10 protein-coding genes are annotated in these 21,170 nt (G+C 44.6%); all 10 read right to left on the bottom strand.

Translation table 11 applies throughout. The features are described 5' to 3' along the window. Positions 1 to 80: 80 nt before the first annotated feature. Positions 81 to 1,535, bottom strand: a complete 1,455-nt coding sequence (locus EPX21_RS02375) for a glycoside hydrolase family 28 protein (protein WP_134088078.1) — start codon at positions 1,533 to 1,535, stop codon at positions 81 to 83. A gap of 115 nt (positions 1,536 to 1,650) precedes the next feature. Continuing rightward, on the bottom strand, positions 1,651 to 2,736 hold the full coding sequence (locus EPX21_RS02370; protein ID WP_134088077.1) for a glycoside hydrolase family protein: 1,086 nt from the start codon (positions 2,734 to 2,736) through the stop codon (positions 1,651 to 1,653). Next, positions 2,723 to 3,994 carry an oligogalacturonate lyase family protein gene (locus EPX21_RS02365; RefSeq protein WP_134088076.1) on the bottom strand — a complete coding sequence of 424 codons (1,272 nt, stop codon included), beginning with the start codon at positions 3,992 to 3,994 and terminating at the stop codon, positions 2,723 to 2,725. Before EPX21_RS02365 ends, EPX21_RS02370 begins: the two co-directional genes overlap by 14 nt. A 175-nt stretch (positions 3,995 to 4,169) precedes the next feature. Continuing rightward, positions 4,170 to 5,678: a RagB/SusD family nutrient uptake outer membrane protein gene (locus EPX21_RS02360; protein WP_240768487.1), complete on the bottom strand. Its 1,509-nt coding sequence runs from the start codon at positions 5,676 to 5,678 to the stop codon at positions 4,170 to 4,172. Between the two features lie 53 nt (positions 5,679 to 5,731). After that, positions 5,732 to 8,977: a TonB-dependent receptor gene (locus EPX21_RS02355; RefSeq protein ID WP_134088075.1), complete on the bottom strand. Its 3,246-nt coding sequence runs from the start codon at positions 8,975 to 8,977 to the stop codon at positions 5,732 to 5,734. 469 nt (positions 8,978 to 9,446) lie between these two features. Continuing rightward, positions 9,447 to 12,311: a glycoside hydrolase family 2 TIM barrel-domain containing protein gene (locus EPX21_RS02350; RefSeq protein WP_240768486.1), complete on the bottom strand. Its 2,865-nt coding sequence runs from the start codon at positions 12,309 to 12,311 to the stop codon at positions 9,447 to 9,449. A 96-nt stretch (positions 12,312 to 12,407) separates the two neighbouring features. Continuing rightward, the gene (locus EPX21_RS02345; protein ID WP_134088074.1) at positions 12,408 to 14,186 is read right to left on the bottom strand and encodes an alpha-L-rhamnosidase C-terminal domain-containing protein; all 1,779 of its coding nucleotides are present in this window, start codon (positions 14,184 to 14,186) and stop codon (positions 12,408 to 12,410) included. Between the two features lie 174 nt (positions 14,187 to 14,360). Further along, positions 14,361 to 15,707: a glycoside hydrolase family 28 protein gene (locus EPX21_RS02340; protein ID WP_134088073.1), complete on the bottom strand. Its 1,347-nt coding sequence runs from the start codon at positions 15,705 to 15,707 to the stop codon at positions 14,361 to 14,363. Between the two features lie 205 nt (positions 15,708 to 15,912). Further along, positions 15,913 to 17,793, bottom strand: a complete 1,881-nt coding sequence (locus EPX21_RS02335; RefSeq protein WP_134088072.1) for a RagB/SusD family nutrient uptake outer membrane protein — start codon at positions 17,791 to 17,793, stop codon at positions 15,913 to 15,915. A gap of 12 nt (positions 17,794 to 17,805) precedes the next feature. Next, positions 17,806 to 20,994, bottom strand: coding sequence for a TonB-dependent receptor (locus EPX21_RS02330; protein ID WP_134088071.1), 3,189 nt, complete (start codon positions 20,992 to 20,994; stop codon positions 17,806 to 17,808). Positions 20,995 to 21,170 lie beyond the last annotated feature (176 nt).

Raw genomic sequence — 21,170 nt, 5'->3', positions numbered from 1 at the left:
ACAAACAACAAAATATCAAATAAAAATTCAAACACTAATTCTATATATGGCCGCCTACACGCTAAACCAACAACCAATAACTATTCACCTCCTTTTGGAGCCTCCATCACCTTTCCGTTGATCTTCACGTCATCAAATACGAGATTCTTAACATGATCGATTTTAAAGGGCTCTTTAATTCCGTTTATGTCGCAATTAATCATTCGCAGATTTGTCACTGGTGATTCTTTATAAGCCGCGACCATTAAAGCATATTGTCCTCCCTTTTCCACCTTTAGGTTTTCCACCCAGATATTTCGAATGGTAGGAATGTGATTGCCCGGCTTCTCATAAAACATATTACACTTAACCGCAGCCTCTTTGAACGTACCTACCTTTACATTTTTCATAAAGACATTTTCGATGATCCCTCCACGACTTGAACTCGTCTTTATCCGCAATACGCGATCCAGGTTAGGGCTATCCATCTCGCAGTTAACGGCATAAATATTTCTTGCTCCTCCCGCTATTTCGCTGCCAATTACCACGCCGCCATGACCATCTTTCATAACGCAATTTTCGATAATATGATTTTCGGCCGGGCGACCGATATTGCGACCATCTTCGTCTCTCCCGGATTTGATGGCAATGCAATCATCCCCGGTATCAAAATAACAATCGCGAATCCATACATTTTTACAGGCCTCGGGATCACAACCGTCGTTATTGGGGCCATGACTAATGACTTTTACCTTTTCGATCAATACATTTTCACATAGTACCGGATTAAGATTCCACATCGGCGAATTGATTAGCTTCACATCCGCAATCCACACATTCTTACAATGGTAAGGTTGCACAAAATTAGGCCGTAAATAATGTTTATCGCCGAAGATTCGCTTTTTCGGATCAACTTCTTCATGCATCATTTCATGCAAGGCATTGCGCGCCGGGGTTTGCTTACCAAGCTCTTCCCGCCATCCGTATTTTTTAGCTCCGCACCACCACCACCAATAGTCGTTATTAGCATTTCCATCCAGTATCCCGTTACCGGTAATGGCAATATTCTCCTCGCCATAGGCGTATATAAAAGCGGCGTAGTTCATGCATTCCATACCCTCCCAACGCGTAAAAACAATGGGGTAATCCGAGCTGTCGCGGCTAAACAAAATGGTAGCGCTGTCAGCCAGATGGAGATTTACATTACTTTTTAGATAGATACCCCCTGTAAGAAATTTTCCATAAGGAACGACAACCCGTCCGCCGCCACTTTTATGACAAGCCTCAATCGCTTTTTTGAAGGCTTCGGTATTTTTTGTCTGTCCGTCACCCACTGCACCAAAATCAGTGATCAGGAAATCCCTTTTCGGAAACGTCGGCGCCTTGATTTGAAGCTTAAGCACTTTCATCTCCTGCTCGGGCTGGCTAGTGGAGGTCCATGCCCCTTGTTGTGAATAGCCTTGAACGTGCCATAGTAACATAAAAAGGCAGGGAATCGCCTTTAAAAACGAAACGTTTTTAAGAAAAAAATACGAGGTGTGTCGCTTGTTATACATTGATTAATCGTTTAGTAGAACGCATTGAATTTCGCTAACCTGAGATCTTGTTATAGTTGAATGCACCGTGGGCTTACAGGTTACAGTAATTTTCACCATAAAAAACCTGTTGTTTTCATCTCTCGCATTTAAAAATAAAAGCACTGGATGTCTGATACTTTCCGCCTTGCGAGGCTCCAAAAAGCCATGCAGGCTCATCATGTTCGAGCAAAAGCATCGGGCGCTCTAAACGTCCATACCTTTTCAGGTGTGAGGGAGCTGGCCCTTCTTGCACGTAATAGCTAAGTGGATGAAAAGCAATTTGCGGTTCTGACCAATGCAGTCCGTCGGCCGAGTCCATGATAAGTCCTACCTCATGATTGAAAACGCCCATATCGCGTGCGATCATTTTGAACCGATCTCCCTCACGCCAGACAAAAGCGTCTTCGAATTGCCGATTAGCACCCCTGTCAGAAAAATCAATTACCGGGTTATGTTCATATTTCTCATAGGGACCTGCTGGCGTATCGGCGAATGCCACTCCATATTTTCGGTTACCTCGGATTGGCCCTGTTGTCGTCTCATAGTCGCGCGTATTCCACGATTTATAGTAAATCCAATTTCTGCCATCCTTTCCGCTCACCCAAGCCGGATTGGTGGTACAATGATCATCCCAGGCACCCTCAGTTCCGGGCAGGAGAATGGGTTCGTCGGTACGTGTCCACGGACCCTGAAGAGAAGATGCCGTAGCCAAACCAATACGTTTGGTGTTCGTTTTTCCGTTTGAATTTCCCATATAGAAGAGGCAATAGGTGTCGCCTATCTTTTTGATCAAGGGATTGTGGCAGGTTGTGCCGTCCCAAAAGCCAGTCCCGCGCGGAGCTATCACCGTCCCCAATACCTCAAAAGGCTTATCTGGCGCCTCCGCCACTGCATGTGCAATTTCCGAGCCTTTAATCCATCCACTCATACCTAAGTCCGCCTTCCATCGCGAAAAGAAGACGTGTATTTTCCCATCTGCACCTGCAATAGGGCAATTGCACCAGACATAGTAACCGGGCAGTTCCAAGGCCCTGCCAATGGGCACCAACTTTTTGCAAAAATCAGATTCTTGAATACCATTTTCTAGCGATGCGCAAAATCCCTGAGATCCTTGAAAGCGTAGCGCTACCAAGGACATCGCTACCGAATGAATAAATTTCTTTCTACTAACCGCCGTCATTTCCTTCTTTTTTTATTTCCACAGCGTATACGCCCTCGAAACCCTCAAAATTGGCCCTAAAGATAATCCATTTCCCGTCTGGAGAATAATGTACATTCGGTTCCAACTTATAATTATGGTGTTTCATATTAACCAATTTTTCCGCTTCGAAGCGATCGCCCTTTGGCTTGAATAGATAGATATACTTGCCGTCCGGCGCTTTCGCAACAGCCGACGGTTCTCCACCGTCTCCGGCAAAAGTTTCATTATTTCGGGACGAGGTGTAATGGACAGACCATTCATTCCGCTCTAGTTGATATTTTATCTCTTTTCCGGTTTGCAGGTCGGTCCCGCTAACGAAGAATGTCTGTCCACGGGGCAATTGGAGGTCGTACCATATATATTTACCGTCTTTACTGAACCATTCGTGCCCCGCAATTTCCATATCCATGCTGCGTTTATGAATAAGCGTGGGGGTTTCTTTTGTTTTGACGTTAATCGTCCATATCCGATCGACCTTATGCCACGGCCCTTCGTGACAGAACATTAATAAATTTGGGTCTGTCGGAGAAAATTGAACGTGATTCAACCAAGCACTATCGGTAAACACCTTTTGCAATTGCCTCGTTTTGATGTCGATGGTAAATAATGTTCTCGGTAATCTCGCTTCGTAAATGCGATTGAAATACTGGCTCTTCTCTGGATATTGCTTCGAAATTTCCTTCTCTTTCTCTGTGGCGTAAGCGCCACCCAACAACGTAGCATCTGCGTTAATAGTAGTAATGGACGCTTTAAAATCAACGGGAAAAACAAAAATCAATTCCTTTTTACCTGTTTTCACTTCAACGCTAAACACGCTATCTTGGCACTGATAATAAACTTTTCCGGTCTTTGGATGCACGATTTCGCCTTGGATTTTTCCGGATTCTTGCGTTAACTGACGAACTTTCAAGTTTTCTAAATTAACTGCGTAAAGCTGCTTATCTTTTACATTGAGGTTATAGATTTCCTGCGCTTTATTCTTTAGTTCGCCGGCATAACTTTCTTTCTGCTGCTCATTACTTCCATAAAAGACCATCTCATTTCCTACAAAGGGATTGTTATGAAAATAGAAGCTAAGATTAATACCGGGCCTCCGCACTAAACGTATCACCCGGTGATGCGTTACATCGTCAATCCATTCATCCGGCATTTTCTTTCCACCGGTTTCGAGCAGTGGCTGCGCAGGAAGGATCGCTACCTGCAGCAAAGAAAAGAAAATCAATAAAAGCTGTTTCATATGTTAGTTTTTAGCCATTAGCTTTCAGTTCAAACAGGCTGTAAGCGATAAGCTTTAGGGTGTAAGGTTAGCTTGTGCTACTGCCTCTGCCACTAATTTTAACAAAAGTCTCGCAACCCGCAGCTCATAGCTGAAATTCTATTACTCCTTACACCTTAAGCCTTTACCTTACACCTTAATACCCCCCATTCTGCGTATATACGCCTGGTTTTGCGTCTAACTCAGCCTGTGGGATGGGATAAAGTGTATAATTCAACTGGAAGGGATCAATGCGTGACTGCACATCTTCATTTTCTATCCAACTCGTCATTACCGACTCTACCAAGCCGCTTCTTATTAAGTCGTGCCACCTTGACCCTTCTGCAGCGAATTCCTTTCTTCTTTCCTCCATTAAACCGGCGAGATCGACTTGACTGGTGGGCGCTAAACCGGCACGCGCGCGTACACGATTAACCACCTGATCCACTTCTTGCTGAGAGCCAGACGCACCATGTAGGGTGCACTCTGCGCGCAACATCAACACATCGGTGAAACGCCATACGATAAAATTGATAGGCCAATCCACGCGATTATTCGGAACGCGGGACAAGTCAATGTATTTTTTAAAGAACGAACGATGTTCCGCTGCCCCATTAAACACATAACCCGTCTGGATAGAAAAACTTTTTCGAATATCTTCGGGCTCATAAGAATTCAGCAAATCGTTTGAAACAGGCCTGATGGTCAGCCCTCCTTGATTCGGGTGCCCATTGGTATTGAACCAAGTATCGGGCGCCAATAACCAAGGAAAGGTAGCCCCCGCAACTGGGTTCTGTCCGGTAAGATATTGTACGTCGAAAACAACTTCCTCATTTTCTTCGTTGTCGTATGAAAAAATGGACGCATAGGCATTATTCCCTTCTAAAAACTGGTATTCGCCAGAGTTGATAACCTCGTCTAATAGGGACGCCGCTTCCTGCCAATCGTTGCCAGCCAAGCCCGTGCCGTTTACTCCTAAGTTAGGGCCTGAACGCGTCATATACACCAAGGCCAGGAGTGTTTGCGCTGCAGCGTTCGTAGCGCGGCCTCGGTCGACACCGGCGTATTCACTTCTCGCTGGAAGCAAAGGAATGGCCGCTTGAAGATCTGCAATAATAAAATCGTAGATCGCGGCAATGTCACTTTGCGGAACAGCCGCAGCTTCACTAGCCGTGATAACGCGATCGACGAGCGGCACTCTTCCGAACCAACGCAAGAGATCAAAATAGAAAAAAGCACGTAAGAAACGGGCTTCCCCCTGTAACCGGCCACGTAGGTTCTCGTCTGTTACTATATTTCCATTCTTCTCTAATTGCTCCAGTAACACATTGGCCCGGTTGATCCCATTGTAGTTGGCCAACCAAGCCTCCGCGACATAGGGATTCGCCGCCAAATTACGCTGAAAGCCATTGATTCCCTCCCAATCGCGCACGCCACCGTCTGATACAGCATATAGGTTGTCCGAACGCGTTTCCGACAAGTTTAGCTGACGATCGGGATACTCCCGTAAGGCCGCATATATTGCATTTGCTCCCTGGATAAAGTCGTTAGGGATTGCATAAAAAGTTTCGGTTGTGGGGTCGGAAATCGGCTGTTGATCGAGTTCCTTTTCGCAGCCGGTTAATAGTCCAAGCACCAAGAGCACTAAAAAAATCTTATTCATCATCTGTCTATTTTCTAAATGATTATCACTTTACACTGTCACCGTCAAGTCGGCCATTAAAACGTCACATTCAATCCAAAAATCAATGACTTAGGAATAGGCAAACCGCCATAATCGCCCGCCTCCGGGAATTGGGTGCTACCGCTTAAGTTGGTATTGGTTGCCTCCGGGTTAAAGCCGCCATCGTATTTATCACGGCCAAAGAAATTTTCGGCCGTAACAAATATCCGCGCTCCTTGAAACGTAGTCTTTGGAATGACCCGTCCCAGATCGTAGCCTAATGTAATATTTCGTACGCGGATGTAATCCGAGGGGTAATACCAATCAGTGTTCTTAATCCGCCCGAATGTGCCAGTGGCCTTTCCCACTTCACCCGCGCCGGGATCTTCCGGTGAACGCCAGCGATCGCGCCAGCTACCTATAACATTATCGACAATGCCAGTACCCGTTCTATTCACCGCCCTGCCGAATAAGGAGTAAATACCGCCTCCCCATTGCCCTTGAACCAACACACTCAGATCAAAGCCTTTATAACGGAAAGTGTTGGTAATACCCCAGGTATATTTCGGATTTGGCTGCCCTACAATGACCCGATCGTTCTCATTAATGATTCCATCGTCATTTGCATCAAAGTATTTGGGATCGCCCGCCGTTTGGTTTCCGTACAAAGCCGCCCCGTTGTCAATGTCGGCCTGCGATAGAATTCCTTCTTGCCTAACCACATAAATGCTGTACATTGGATCGCCCACCCGAAGAATACTATGTGAAATATCAAAAGACGAGGGTATTAAGATTTGAGACTGCCCATTTGGTAATGAGATCAATTTATTGCTATTGTGACTTAGGTTGACGGAAGTACTCCACTGAAAGGCATCGGCAACACCTGTTATATTTTGGCTGTTGACTTCGAATTCCCAACCTCTATTCCGCACACTTCCGGCATTGTCCAACGAAGAGGCGAACCCGGTAATCTGGGATATGGGTACATTCAAGAGCAGCCCTGTACTTTTACGGTCGTAATAATCAATGGTGGCCGTAATACGATTGCTAAGGAAACCGAGGTCCATCCCGACGTCAAAAGTGTTTGATTTTTCCCAAGTCAGATCGGGGTTCACAATACCATTCGGCGCCAAGCCCGTAACGAGCTGTCCGCCCAAAGAATACGCATAGTTACCGAGAACCGACAAGCTGCTATAATCGCCGATGTTGTAATTACCCGATTTACCCCAGCTGGCACGTAGCTTGAGATCGCTCAAAGTTTCTTTGATTCCCTCCATAAAGTTTTCCTGTGAGACGCGCCATCCCACCGATGCCGAGGGGAACCACCCCCATTTGGTATTCGCCCCAAAACGGGATGAGCCATCACGCCTTGCCGACACACTCATTAAGTATTTATCTTGATAGCTATATTGTAAACGGCCGAAGTAGGACAGCAACACATTCTTTGTCTCGCTTGTGCTACCAGTGACGCCAAGAGCGTAATTTAAGGTTGTAATGGTACTACTTCCGTAGCCATTCTGCGATGACATCGTTGCGTCGTCCAATTTGTCGGAGTTATAAGAAAAGCCCAAGAGCGCTGAAATATTATGATCGTTAGCGATCATCTTATTATAATTCAATGTATTTTCGTTGACCAGTGTTTGTCTGCGAAAAGTACTATAGGTTCCCGAAGTACGTTTTGTGAGATCCGACTGCCTATTAGGTAAACTACCGGTAATCGTAAAGGGGATATAACGTTTAAAAGTATTATCCACATGATCCAAGTTAAGGGTGGTTTTAAAATTCAGTCCATCAATAATCTCATACTGCCCGAACAAAGATCCAACGGTACGAAAACGTTTAGTTTCCGCCAAGGTTTGCTCTAATTTTCCTACCGGACTATTAGCGGAAGTACTCCAACGATATTGCGGGTTATCGCCGGTATTCGGGTATAAGCCAGCACTAGCTTCTTGCACAGGCGTAAAGGACACCAACTGATGTAAAATATTATCCTTTCCTTCGACGCCCGGATCATTATTGATGGAATAAGTGGGGGTCAGGTTTATTCCGAAAGTAAGTTTATCATTCGCTTTCACCTCTACGTTTGCCCGTGCGGCATAAGACGTAAAATCCTGTTCTTTCACCATCCCTTGCTGCCCATTGTAATTACCCGAAACGTAATATTTAACCGCATCGGTACCACCACTAGCTGATAACTGGTAATTCTGTACCAAGCCCTTCCGGAACGTCTCATCTTGCCAGTCGATAATGTTCAGTCCGGGATAGCCGGGTTGTAACCAGCGGTCGTCAATCATATAATTTGTATTCACTTGATCCGCCGTCAGTCCCAGTATTTGCCTTCTTTCTTCAGAGCTTTGGTCGGCCGTTCTACCCGGACCAGAGGTTACCCAGGCATAGTCAATCATTTCAATAGCCCTATCAATCCACTCCGGGCCGCTTAACATATCGAGCTTTTTACTTCGTTCGTTATACCCCACATAGGTATTCAGGTTAATGGACGGTTTTCCTGACTTTCCTTTCTTTGTGGTAATAATAACCACCCCGTTAGCTGCTCGCGAACCGTATATTGCCGCCGATGATGCATCCTTTAACACCTGAATGGATTCAATATCGTTTGGGTTGATATTGTCGAGTGGATTACCAGTGGAATAGCCGCCATTTTGGTTAGGTGTAGCGCCGGATAAGGGAAATCCATCCAATACGTACAGCGGTTCGTTTCCCGCAGATATAGAGCCCACGCCACGAACCTGTACACTCAGCCCTTGTCCTGGATTTCCTGTTGTTTGTTTGACCCTCACGCCGGCCATTTGCCCAACTAAAGCCTGATCTACGCGAACAAGCGGCCGTTCTGTCAACTTTTCGGTATTCATTGTTGTCACCGCGCCGGTTATGTTGCCCCGCTTCTGTTGTCCATATCCTACCACGACTACTTCATCTAAGCCTTGGCTATCCTGATCCAAAGTGACATTTACAACAGGGCCGGTAATAGTTACCTCTTTCGGTTTATGCCCTACGAATGAAAAGATCAAGATTTCATTTTTTGTGGCCTGGATGACAAAGTTCCCATTGGCGTCGGTACTCGTGCCGCCCTGTTTTCCCTTCACAAGTACTGATACCCCTGGCAGGGCTTGTCCGTCCTGCGCACTTACTACTTTTCCCTTTATCGTTTCCTGCGCCTGTAAGTACAGAGGAAAGGTAAACAACAACATCAGGCAAAAGAAAAGCAACCTTATCTCTCTCTCGGTTACAAGTGGGGATACCTGTTTTTTCCGTGTCCGGTTTCTTTCTGATTCTTGGTTCATATTAAACTTGGTTAAATTGTGCATTTACTTAGGAAGCCGATAAAAACTTCTTTAGTAAGCCTGTTCGTTGTGTATCTGCGTTTTTAATGTGAGTTATTTACTCGTTGGTTAGCATAAAGGCCTGTTTGGCTTTCTTCGCCAATACAATATTAAAGAGCACATGAAATGCCTGCATCCTGTAGTGTCCTGTATAAGAAATGAAATAGCCTATAAAAAGCGCTTATAGGAACAGAAAAGGCGTTTTTTAAGATCTGAAATAATCTGCGCAATCGTTTCCGAAACCTGTAAAGAAAGAGTTACAGAAGCTGTTGAGTAGGGAGTAGTTAATAGGAAGCAGGGAAATAGTTAAATAGTGATGAGTTATGAGAGATGAATTGCACAGACAAGCTTTTTTACTTTTGAATTTTTACTTTATCAAATGGTTCCCTTGTTCACTAAAGCGTAAAGCCTTACAGCCTACGCTGCTACATCAATCTGTCAACACATTTACTTTTGGCATCTCAAATTGCTTGTTTTCTCCTTTTACTTTTGGCGTTCCGAAATAGAAATAGACTTTTCTTTCGACAAGTTTTCCGTCGAGGTGGTTCAACTCACTTTGTGGCCCCAGCCTCTTTGTATCGGTAGTCATATTCAGTGCGAGCTTTGTGCCTATCGGAGGTATTGCATCTAAAAAAGAGACATTACCGACAGGCAAATCGGGGTGTGGTTTTATACCTGTCAATCCATAGAAGTCAAATAAGCGCACATAAAGGTCCTCTGACGGAAAAGACAGATAGAATTTACCCTCCACCGTATTCATTTCCATCCAAGTGACATCGGCATAATAGCCTTTGAACTCGGGAAAAATCCAAGGGAAACTCCCTGTTTGCGTATTGTTGTTCCGATTTTTCCAAACGTTATAGGTAGTGCCCTGCGGTCGATTTTTCCAAACGCGGTAAGGCCCTTTGCCTAGCCACTTAACCCCTAAAACATAATTCTCGGGATAAGAGAAGCTGACACCCGCAAACTGTTGGTCGCCGGATAAAGCATAAGCATAGTCCATTTCGAGCCATCCCGTTTTATCCATTTTCCATTTGATATATTTTAGATCGCCTTCATAACTTGCTTCCACCACTGCGGTATCTTGGCTGCTGTAATAGTTCACTGCAACAGGCCTTGCTTCGCCACTCACCAAAATCGGCCCATCTTTAAATGAAAGATCTTTGCTGTATGCATTGGCCAGCCGCGCCAGTCGCCCTGTTTGCTTATTGATTCCCACCGTTATGCCGTTCGCTGTCATTTCGATTAGACTGTCCTGCTCTTTCAGCTCAACCGTTTTACCGATCGGCTCGTCAAAACGACGAATAGCCAACTCTCTATTCGGCTTCACTTTATATACCCAGCGATAAATTTCGTTTCCTTCGGGATCAAAGGCGGTCAGGGCCAAAGCATCCTGATCAGACCAATTTACAGGTAATTTGAGGCGCAAAGTTCCTTTTTTCAATGGTGCAATATTCGGAAAGGCTCCTGTTCCGCTCGCTACCGGTATAAAACCTGCTCCTTCCTGTAAAGGCGTGTCGAAATTTAAAAGCTGCCACTCAAACGTACATCGATTCAAATTGGTAAAGTGAAAGCGGTTTTCCAAAGGGATATGACCATCAAAGTTTACAGGAAGCTTTTCGAACTGCACTTTGATTGGAGAATAAATCTCTCGAATGGCGTTGACGCTGCCCTCATGCTCACGATGGGGCCCAACTAAACCATCAGGGGCATTCACGCCGTTCACATCAATGATATTACCTTCATCAGTACGGACCAAACCTTCATCTACCAATGCCCAAAGAAAACCACCCGCTCCTTTTTTTGCATTCCAATGCAGCTCCCAGATATCCGCTAAACCAGCGGCGCCGCCACCGTCATCTTGTGCATGGAGAAATTCAGTGGGCATATAAATATTGGTATCTGCTAATATGTTTTGCGTACTATAAAAATCCTCATAATGATTGCAATCGATTCCGTTGAAGGCGTTGCCAGGCCGGTGATGAGCATGAATAACCGGTCGTTTAGACAAGTCATATTGATGAAACACGGAGTCCAGATCAAAATTGTGTCCACCCTCATTTCCATTACTCCAGAAAATAATCGAAGGATGATTCAAGTCGCGGACTACCATTTCCTTTACCAGTTTGGAGCCGACTGGCGTAGCATATGCTTTTTGCCAACCGGCTAATTCATCAAGTACATAGAGACCGAGCGAGTCACATATATCCAAAAAAGACTGATCCGGAGGGTAATGCGAACAACGGACGGCGTTCATATTCATATACTTCATCAGCTTCACATCCGCTAGATCAATATCGGCATTCACGGATCGTCCCGTTTCGGGCCACCAAACATGTCGGTTGACGCCTTTCATTTTTATTTTAGTACCGTTCAGGTAAATACCATCCTGCTTACGTATTTCAATGGTGCGAAAACCGAATTTCTGTTGCATAACGTACAGCAAAGCACCATCCCTATAAAGTGATGCTTTCAAGGTATAGCGGTTAGGCGTCTCGGCCGTCCATAAGGCAGGCTTGCTCACCTTGGTGTTAAACGATAAAATGGAATCTTTTCCGTCAAGCACACCATCTAGGGTCCCTACCCTTTTATTTTCTTTGTCGATAATTTCCCCTTTAAGTGTTAGCCCTTCCGAAGCGCCCCCGATATGGGCTTGCATATGAAAGGAGCCGTCGGCTTTGGCGTCGATGGCCACATAGTCAATAAAAGACGGAGGCACAATCTCCAAATAAACGGGACGAAAAATTCCGCCGAGAATCCAGTAGTCGGCCAACCGTTCGGCGTTGTTAACAGAGGGATCGGCAGACATTTTACTAACCGTTACCTCTAGTTGATTGTCCTTTCCGTAGCGGAGTTTGTCGCTTATATCATACCGAAAGCGATAAAAAGCCCCCTGATGGATCGGACCGGCAGATTGGCCATTTATTTTTACCTCGGCATCTGTCATTACGCCTTCAAATACAATAAAAACTTTTTTTCCCTTCCATTGGTCATTGACTGAAAAAGTATGTCGATACACCCCTTTCTCATCATGAAAGCGAAAATTTTTTCCATAGGTGACATAATCCCTACCATAATTATAATCCCCATACCCCTGTTGTTCCCAATGAGCAGGAACGGCGATTTTCCCCCATTTACCACTCTTCCGTCCACCTGAACACCAAAAGTCCCACTCCACGGTATGTTCATTATCTGTACCGGATAGATACTGAACCTGTTTTTCTATTTCCTGGGAAAAAGCAGTATACAGCCCTAAGGTCATGAAAGCAAAGAGTAAGAAGATTTTATGTGACATAGACAAGCTCCGGCATTTATTTATATGCATTGGTTATATCCGTTAAAAATAAAAGAATGGGATTAAAAGACTGTCCTGAAGCGTCCTGCTAATAGCTTATTTAATGACCTTAACGCCTTTCGGTGCTTTTACCGTTGATTCGATCGTCCCATTAGCCCGCTTACTATGCCTAATTGCCACCAGCCCATAAGGTGTAGGAAAAGCACCTTCTACCCATTGCAAATCCCCCAAATGTGGCTCGATTTTAATAACCTTACAACCAGCTTCCAAAATCTTCACACCAAGTATATGTTCACTCATCCAAGCGGTAGGTCCGGATGCCCAACCATGACACAGGCTATGCCGAAACCCGGGATAGCAATAGGCTCCGAAATCACCGTGTATATCCTTTTTACCTGGTACCGGTACCTCGTCAATACGAGTGGCATTCTTTGTCCAATCCAAATTAAAATCCTCCCAAAAGGTGGTAGCCCCCATATCCAACATACCGCCCCAATATTGGCGAATGATATCGATGGCTTGTTGAAATTGTCCGGCTTTAGCTTGCGCCTGTAACATATAATAACCATAGAAGGTAGAGAAATCTTTAGCTCCACCAACTGAAACCACTTCATTACAGGCTTTTTCCGGATCAATAAGCCCGGCAATTGCCATTAAGGAGGCTGCTTGCTTCAAATGGTGATGATCTTTTACATATTTATTCATGCGCACCAAACAAGCTTCCGCTTTCTTTGCTGCAGCCGGTTGCTTTAAAATTTCACATAATCTGATGGCATCTTGCATCGCCCAAACGATGAGCGCTCTGTATCCAGCCTCTACCCCTTCCTTATTGGGAGTCGACGGCCAGTCTAAAAAGCGTTCTGCGGCCAACTCTTCCTTACCGTTAGCATCAACTTTACTGTCAATTAAATCAATCAAACCCATAATATAGGTTTGGTGCTTCCTCAGAAAATCAATATTGCCGCTGTATCTATACCAATCGCGTTGAATAATCAGGTACCACAAAGAGTAAGCGCTCATCCCGTTCATCCATTGGGGTAAGGGATATTGTTGGCAAGCCAAATCCAGTGTTTTTGGTACCACATCATTGTCACCGAACACTCGAGCAATGGTAGATACTTCCGGATGCATATCACCGAGCCATATCAAACGATCCCGTTTAATACCATCCCACAAATATTCCTGCATGTTCAGGTGTACGGTATAAGCCCCGGTCAACCAGATTTTATTTAGGCGGTCGTCATTACTTTTAAATGACCCTAAATAAGGTATATCACGGTATCGCAAAATTGCTCTTGCCTCTTTAACATGGATGGTTGTATTTTTCTGTAAAAGATCGATACGAACAAAGCGGAATCCGGTATTGCCAATTTCAATTAATCCGTCTCTGGGTATTTCCATCGTAATATCGCGTTTTGCGTGGTCGTCCGTAGCATATCCGACACCCCATTCGTAATTTCGGGTTTGACTATTGCACTCTCCTACCGATTCGCCAAAGCGAATGCGTACCAAAGATGGTTCGCGACGTGTAGAGCCTCCCAATACAAGCTGTAAACCACCGTGTATTTCCTTCCCATAATCTAATAAGATGGATGCCGTTTCATTTTCGGTACTCACCATTTCACACATATTTTTTTTACCGAGTTCGGTCTGGCTATTACCGGGCTTTAATAGCTCTTCTTCGCGACTTACCAAGGTACCGTCTCCCGCATATTTCCATAGCACGCGTTGCGGTGATATAAATACACGCGCTAACTCGTCTTTCTGCGCATCTTCTTTGTCTATTGAATCAAATACAGGCGGTAGCTGTGCATATAAGACATGAGAGACACAAGTCCATAAACATAATTGGATCGCGACAGGGAATGATTTCATACTGGTTACTTTGGCTCTAATTGGTTTTGCTGTATATGACTTAAAACAAACATACACATATTATTTATTCGATCGCAACCTGCGCCGTCCTGACTCAGGGGTTTCGCTTTAAAAAAAGGAACGTTTTCTTTAGTCACTTTTTTCCTCAAAAAGTGACTAAAGAAAACGTTCCTTTTATTTCACCACTTTTTTATCATTTACAATGATATTTTTCAATTGTAAATCTTTGATGAAATCAAATGTAACATTCGCTTTGTTTGGTGTCGAAATATTTAAGTTTTCCAATGTAAAATCGGAAAGCGTGTACTGCGCAGAAGGTTTAATATGTAGAAAACGATCACAGCTTACCTGACAGTTGCGCATGGTCAAATAGCTCACGGAAGATTTCGGTTCGGGTTGTCCTTTTAAGTCAAAAAACTGTGTCCATGCATCTATGGAAAGAAAATTGCGTGCGGTTCCGCTAACATCCTCTACCAATATATTCTTATGCTTTTGCGGTGTGTCGGGGCGCATTTTCAATCGGAGCACGTACGAGGTGTTCTTTACCACGCAACGCCTCATAATAATATTGTCACTATAAACCGATTCGCTACCCAATGTAAGAGACGGACAGTTTTCAATCGTATTGTCTTCAATGATGATATTACGGTTAGCTCCATTATTGGGATCTTTGTCGGCCATTGGCCCTTTACCACCTTTTAAACAGATGCCATCATCATTCACTGATATATAGCAGTTTTTTATTAGCACATTCTGACATACATCCAAGTCGATGCCATCCGAACTTGGCGCCCGGACCTCACTTCCGTTGTTTGAACCTGCAAGGATGCGCACACCAAGAATCTTCAGGTTTTCACATTTATAATAATGTGAAGTCCAGAATGGCGAGTTAAGCAACTGCACGCCTGACACCTCCACGTTTTTACTATTCGATATGTACAATAGCCTTGGACGCTGTTCGTCCATATTCGTACATTTAGGATTCCATTCGCGACGAAGCCAGAATGCTTTCCAGTAGCGCAATCCATTACCGTTAATCGTCCCCTTTCCCGAAATGGTAAAACCATTCAGTCCATCGGCATTGATAAAGGCAGCGAAATATTTCAGCGACTGTCCCTCAATACGGGTAGTCAGCACCTTGAAATCCGAAATATCATCGCTGCATTTAAGCGTTGCTCCTTCGCTTAGATACAAATGTGTTTTGGGCTTAAAAAATAGCGATCCGCTGAGGAAAACGCCTTTCGGAACAACAATAACACCTCCGCCGTTTTCAGATGCTTTGTCTATAATTGCCTGGATCGCTTTAGTTTGTACAATTGTGCTATCAGCCTTTACCCCCTGATCGGTGATAATATATTTCATTCCCAATGCATTACTTCTAATCGTACTGGTGTCGGCGAACCAAGCAGGAATGGTTGTTCCATCGGGGAAATTTTGTGCATAGGCATTCCCTACATTTTTGAAGACAGGGAGATAGAAGAGTAACACGACAACGAAAATGGTGGCTTTTTTGTATTGCATTTTTTCTAATTTCTATAAATTGGTTCTTGGTTATATATAATTGATATTCGTTCAAATGAAAGGATTTCCTCTATTAAAGGCAACCTGTACCGTCCTGTATGATACAAATTTTGTATAACAGAACATGACAGTAATCCGCTTTAAAAACGAAGCTGCCTATGACAGCTTCGTTAAACCAACATAAACCAAAACAATTTTCTTCCTGTTACCATCCTGGGTTCTGCATCGCCTGTTTTTCTTCCGAAGTGAGGGAAGCATCGTTCCGTTGCACTGCATCCAGAAAACTCTGTGGAATGGGGCGGAGCAAATGCTTTTCGCGTACGTTTGGTGCCGCTTCGAGATTAAATTGTTGGTTCCGCTCCACTAAGGTCATGGTGCGCGATAAGTCCTCCCATCGATGGAACTCTCCGAGTAACTCACGCGCGCGCTCATTTAATATGAAATGAACAAAGCACTGAGCCATTGAGTTGGCCGTTGGCGGATACATTTCGGCAGTAGCCTGTGGCGTTCCCGGTGTAAAGGCGGCTTCCGTAACTAGCATATCATTTTTTGTAGAGCTTATGGTGCCGGCCGCCACGTCTTCTGCGCGATAGTACACAGGTGTTCGATCTTCCCCTTCGTTAAATCCTGCCCGCTGCCGCAATATATTGATGTATCTTAGCGCTGAGCCATAATCACCTTTACGTCCGTATGCTTCGGCTACAATCAAATACGTTTCGCCTATGCGGGCTATAATACCATCGCGCGTACCCAATTGACTGGAGACCGTTGTTCTAAATGGATCAATATATTTTGACAAGGATAAGTATTGACTGATTGTCCAGTTGGATTTAATCTCTCCATTATCTTGATAATAACGAACAAAGAGCGTAGGTGCCGACCTATTGATTGTCTCCGCAGTAAAACGCGTATCATTTCTGTCATTAACGATATAAACGACGGCGGTATCGCCGACATTAAATTTAGGCTGACCTACCAGATCCGAGCTGGGAGCGTTATCTCCGGCCCACACCGGAAGCGTATTCGCGTTATTCGCGATATAAGAAAATTTGAAACTCTTGTAAAAGCGCGAATCGATCTTTCTGTTAAAAACATCGAGTGCATAATCGGTCGGTCTTAGCCGTTGAAACTCCCGTCCGTTTGCTATATCCCTCACCATGCCCGGCAGTGTTTGATAAATCGAGAGAAAATAAAGGTGTGTTTGATTGCCATATCGTCCGGCCAAAGCATCTTGATTATCAAACTGCGCTGCCAAAATGATTTCCGGATTGGTCTCATTCGCATCGTTCACCGTGGTGTACCGGAATAAGTCGGCATAATCAGTAGCCAATTTGTTTGGCGAATTATTGATGACTTGTTCCCCGTAGTAGATAGCACTGTCCAAATCGGTAGGCTTACTAAAAGAGGCATTTAGCTCACTTGCACGGTATAAATAAGCTTTGGCTAAACAATGCTGTGCGGCGGCCCTGGTAATTCGGCCCACTTGTGCAGCGGTAGTAGGTAACAGATCGACGGCCGCCCTGAGATCACTAATCACCTGTCCGTAAACTTGTTCTGCCGAAGCCCTGACAAAATCAGTTTGTAGGCTTTCGGAAGGCTCTAATTTCAAAGGCACTCCTCCAAACTGCTTTACCAACTTAAAATAATCAAAAGCACGCATAAAATAACATTCTCCTAATCGGGTGTTTTTCTGCTCGCCATCTGAATATACGTCGGGAATATTTTTAATCCCTGTATTAGCTGTATTGATATTGGCATACATATTATCCCAAATATTAGCGAATTCGCCAACGGTTGGATCCAACACACTGGAATAGGTATTAAAATGCACTTTGTCCAAGCCGCCGCCGTTTGTAAATTCATCTACCCCGTAATTGGTGGTCGTATAAGCCCATTCGTAATTGAAGTGAAACCGTAAACCATCATACATACCTACAACCAGACTTTCTAAACCTTCTACGGTTTGGTAGTGCTGGTTCGTTAAGGTTGCGACAACCTCTTCCTCCAAAAACTTGGAACAGGAAGTGGGTAAAAGGGCGCTTGTCAACAGCAAGCCTGTATATATTTTTTTATTAAGTGATTTCATAATAAGCACTGATTAGAAAGTTACATTAAGTCCTATGACAAAACTTCTAGATGAAATTGACGAATTGATATCCGGATCTATAAAGCCGTTTCTAGTATGAATATAAGGATTGATCATTTGGCCATATATCTTTAAGTTACTCATATGAAGCGTTTTCAACATATCGGGAGCAAAATTATACCCCAAGGATACATTTCTCAGCTTAATAAAAGAACCGTCTTGGTAGTTCATGGCAGAATAATGTATAGGCTGTCCACCATTGCCAAAGTCCGCTCGCGGATAGGCATTGGTAGCGTTCTCGGGCGTCCAATAATCCACTTTTCTGGAGGCGTAGCGCCCTTGCATATCAACTGCCCCGCCCTCTATCAGGAATCCCCATCTAGCGTAGAAGAAGAAAGATAATTCCCAGTTTTTATAATTTAATGTATTGGTAATACCGGCAGTCCATCGAGGAAACTGATTACCTAATACCTTCCTATCGTTGTTATTGTCAATTATATAGTCTCCGTTCAAATCGGCTACACGGATGTCACCGGCTTTATAGGTTGCGCCATTTGCGTTAAATCGATCCATCTCCTCAGCATCGGCTAACTGCCAGATCCCCACCTTTTCGTAATCGTAGTAAACGAACAAGGGCTGACCGATAAAGAAACTAGAAGCAGGAAGATCAGATTGCCCATCCAATAGCTCGACAATCTCATCCTTATTGGTGGCGATATTAAAATCCGTTAACCATTTAAAATTAGGCCGATCGATGTTCATGGTAGACAAAGTCAATTCAACGCCTCTGTTTTTTGTTTTGCCCACATTATAATACATCGTTGTAAATCCGTTTACGGTAGGTATAGGACGGTTCATCAATAAATCGCTGGTTTTCGACATATAAAAATCCAGTGAACCGTTTAATCTATTTTTAAACAGGCCAAAATCAACGGCTGCATTCCATTGGGTAGTTCGCTCCCATTTCAAGTCGCGGTTCGCCATAGTGCCGGGGTCTGAAGCCTTGGGATCCGATGGAATGTATCCCATCTCCACTTGATTACCGAACACAATAGGCATTTCGATCAGGCCGCCCATTGTTGTGTAGGGATCAATTGCCGAATTTCCGGTCGTACCAAGTCCGACTCGAAATTTCAATTGATCAATCCATGCTGCATTTTGGATAAAAGGCTCCTGTTCCATTCTCCATGCGAGCGCCGCTGCTGGAAACGACTGCCATTTATTTCCAGGCGCCAACACAGAGGCTCCGTCCCAGCGATTGGAGGCTGTCAAAATATATTTATCCGCGAAGGTATAATTGACGCGGGCCATATAAGACATCAAGGTGTTTTTTGAATAACCGGAACTCCATCCCTGCAGTTCGCCCCTGGATGTAGACGATAAATTATACCATAACTGGCTGTTATAGGGTAAATCGATTGCGCTCATATCCGAATTTTCTGAGCGGTTGGCCGTCATACTATGCAATAAAGTTAGGTCTATATTGTGCTTTTCGGCGAAGGTTTTATTATAATACAATAAATTGTCCCAGGTCCAGGCTATGTTCTGCGTTTGGTTCAGTCGTGCATAATTTGTTGAGGTGGCGGCACCACCGCCCCTTAGAATAGATCGGGCATCCTGAAACTGACCGTTCCTGAAATTCCTGAAATCCGGCCCGTAGTTCATGCGGTACTTCAATCCGTCGAACAATTTAAGTTCGGCGTAGAAGCTTCCCAGGGCACGTAGAGCAGTTCGTTCGTTTATAACATATTCATGTTCCAAAATAGGATTTACAATATTGATATCTCCGCCCGGTAGATAAATGTAATTTCCCTGATCGTCATAGGGAACGGCATAAGGCAACATACCTTGGGCAGCACCATAAATTGCGTTGGCCGCACGGCTTCCGGAACCCGTGTAACCGTAATTCTGAACGGACCAGGTTCCGTTAATCGAAGCGCCCAATGTAAACCAATTTGTTGGACGGAGCTCCAGCCCAACCCGGCCGCTATAGCGTTTATAATCCTGCCCTTTATTCGTCCCTTTCTGATTGAGATAGCCGCCGGTGAAGTTGGCCGTCATTTTTTCCGATCCCATTGATACGCCTAATGTGTGATCCGTGGTAAAGCCGGTTTGGCTAACATAGTCGGTCCAATTAGTCGTGGGAATTTGGCTTGCATCATACATTGGCACCTCGTCAACGCCCCATCTTGCTTTTTCCTCTGCCGTGGTAGGTCGCGTTTGTGCAATCAAATTGTCTTTATCTACCCAAGTATAGCCCTTTGCTATATTTTCCCATGCATAAGGATCAACACCTAAGATACGTCTATCTTGAACTGGATTGGGGTAAGGTGTGGTATAACCGGTTTCCGAATTGGTGGTTGAAACAGAGCGGTAAGCGTTGCGCCGGTATTCGGCATACTCGCCTGCATTGAACATGGTGTTCAGATCATTAATACGTTCAAAAGTATTGATGAGGTTGTAATTGATTTGTGCAGTTCCCTGCTTCCCCTTTTTTGTCGTGATCATGATGACGCCATTAGCGGCCCTTGAGCCGTAAACGGCCGTTGCTGAGGCATCCTTCAACACATCAATCGTCTCGATATCGTGTGGATTAATGGCATCGATTCCACCTGCGGAAAGCGGGACACCGTCAACCACATACAAAGGATTATTGGTTGCCAACAACGACCGGTTACCGCGGACGCGGATACTTCCCATTTCACCAGGGCGAGCATTGGCCGTTACATCGACGCCGGCGATTCTTCCTTGCATCGCCTGTAAGGGGTTTTGTACGGGAAGCTGCTCAATTTGTTTACTTCCGATGCTGGCGACTGCTCCTGTAAGGTTTTCCCTTTTTACGACGTTATACCCTACAACGGCTACTTCATCCAGCTGCTGCAAGTTGCTCGTCAGCGTCACCCGGACAACAGCACTGTTGATTATCTGCTCCACTTCCTCGTAACCGACGTACCTAAATATTAGTGTCTGTCCGCGTGCAGCTTCTATCATAAAATTCCCGTTACCATCTGTTTGCGTTTGGGCATTGCTTCCCTTCAGGAAAACACTTACCCCAGCCAGCGGCTCACCACTCGAAGCATCCTTTACCTGCCCCGAAATTTGTGCGTTTTGCTGCGCAATGCTCGCCGAAGTAAGCAGCATCAAAAAAATGCCAAACAACGTCATTAGCAAAGCACTAGGTTGCGATAGGTTTTTCTTCATTGTTGATTAATTAGTGAATAATTGGTATTGGCTAGTCTCGTTAATGTTAGCGAAACATTTATGCTACGAAAGAACAATATTACGAAGGATGGCGCAACCTGCTCTATCCTGCCTCTTTTGCCAATGGGCGCGGAAAAGAGACTCCCATTAGTCCCCGAAACGTTTTAGCTATTCCG

This window comes from Olivibacter sp. XZL3 (assembly GCF_004368405.1).
Lineage (GTDB): Bacteria > Bacteroidota > Bacteroidia > Sphingobacteriales > Sphingobacteriaceae > Olivibacter.
The sequence above is the reverse complement of the archived record's forward strand: the minus strand, read 5'-3'. Positions and strand labels throughout refer to the sequence as shown.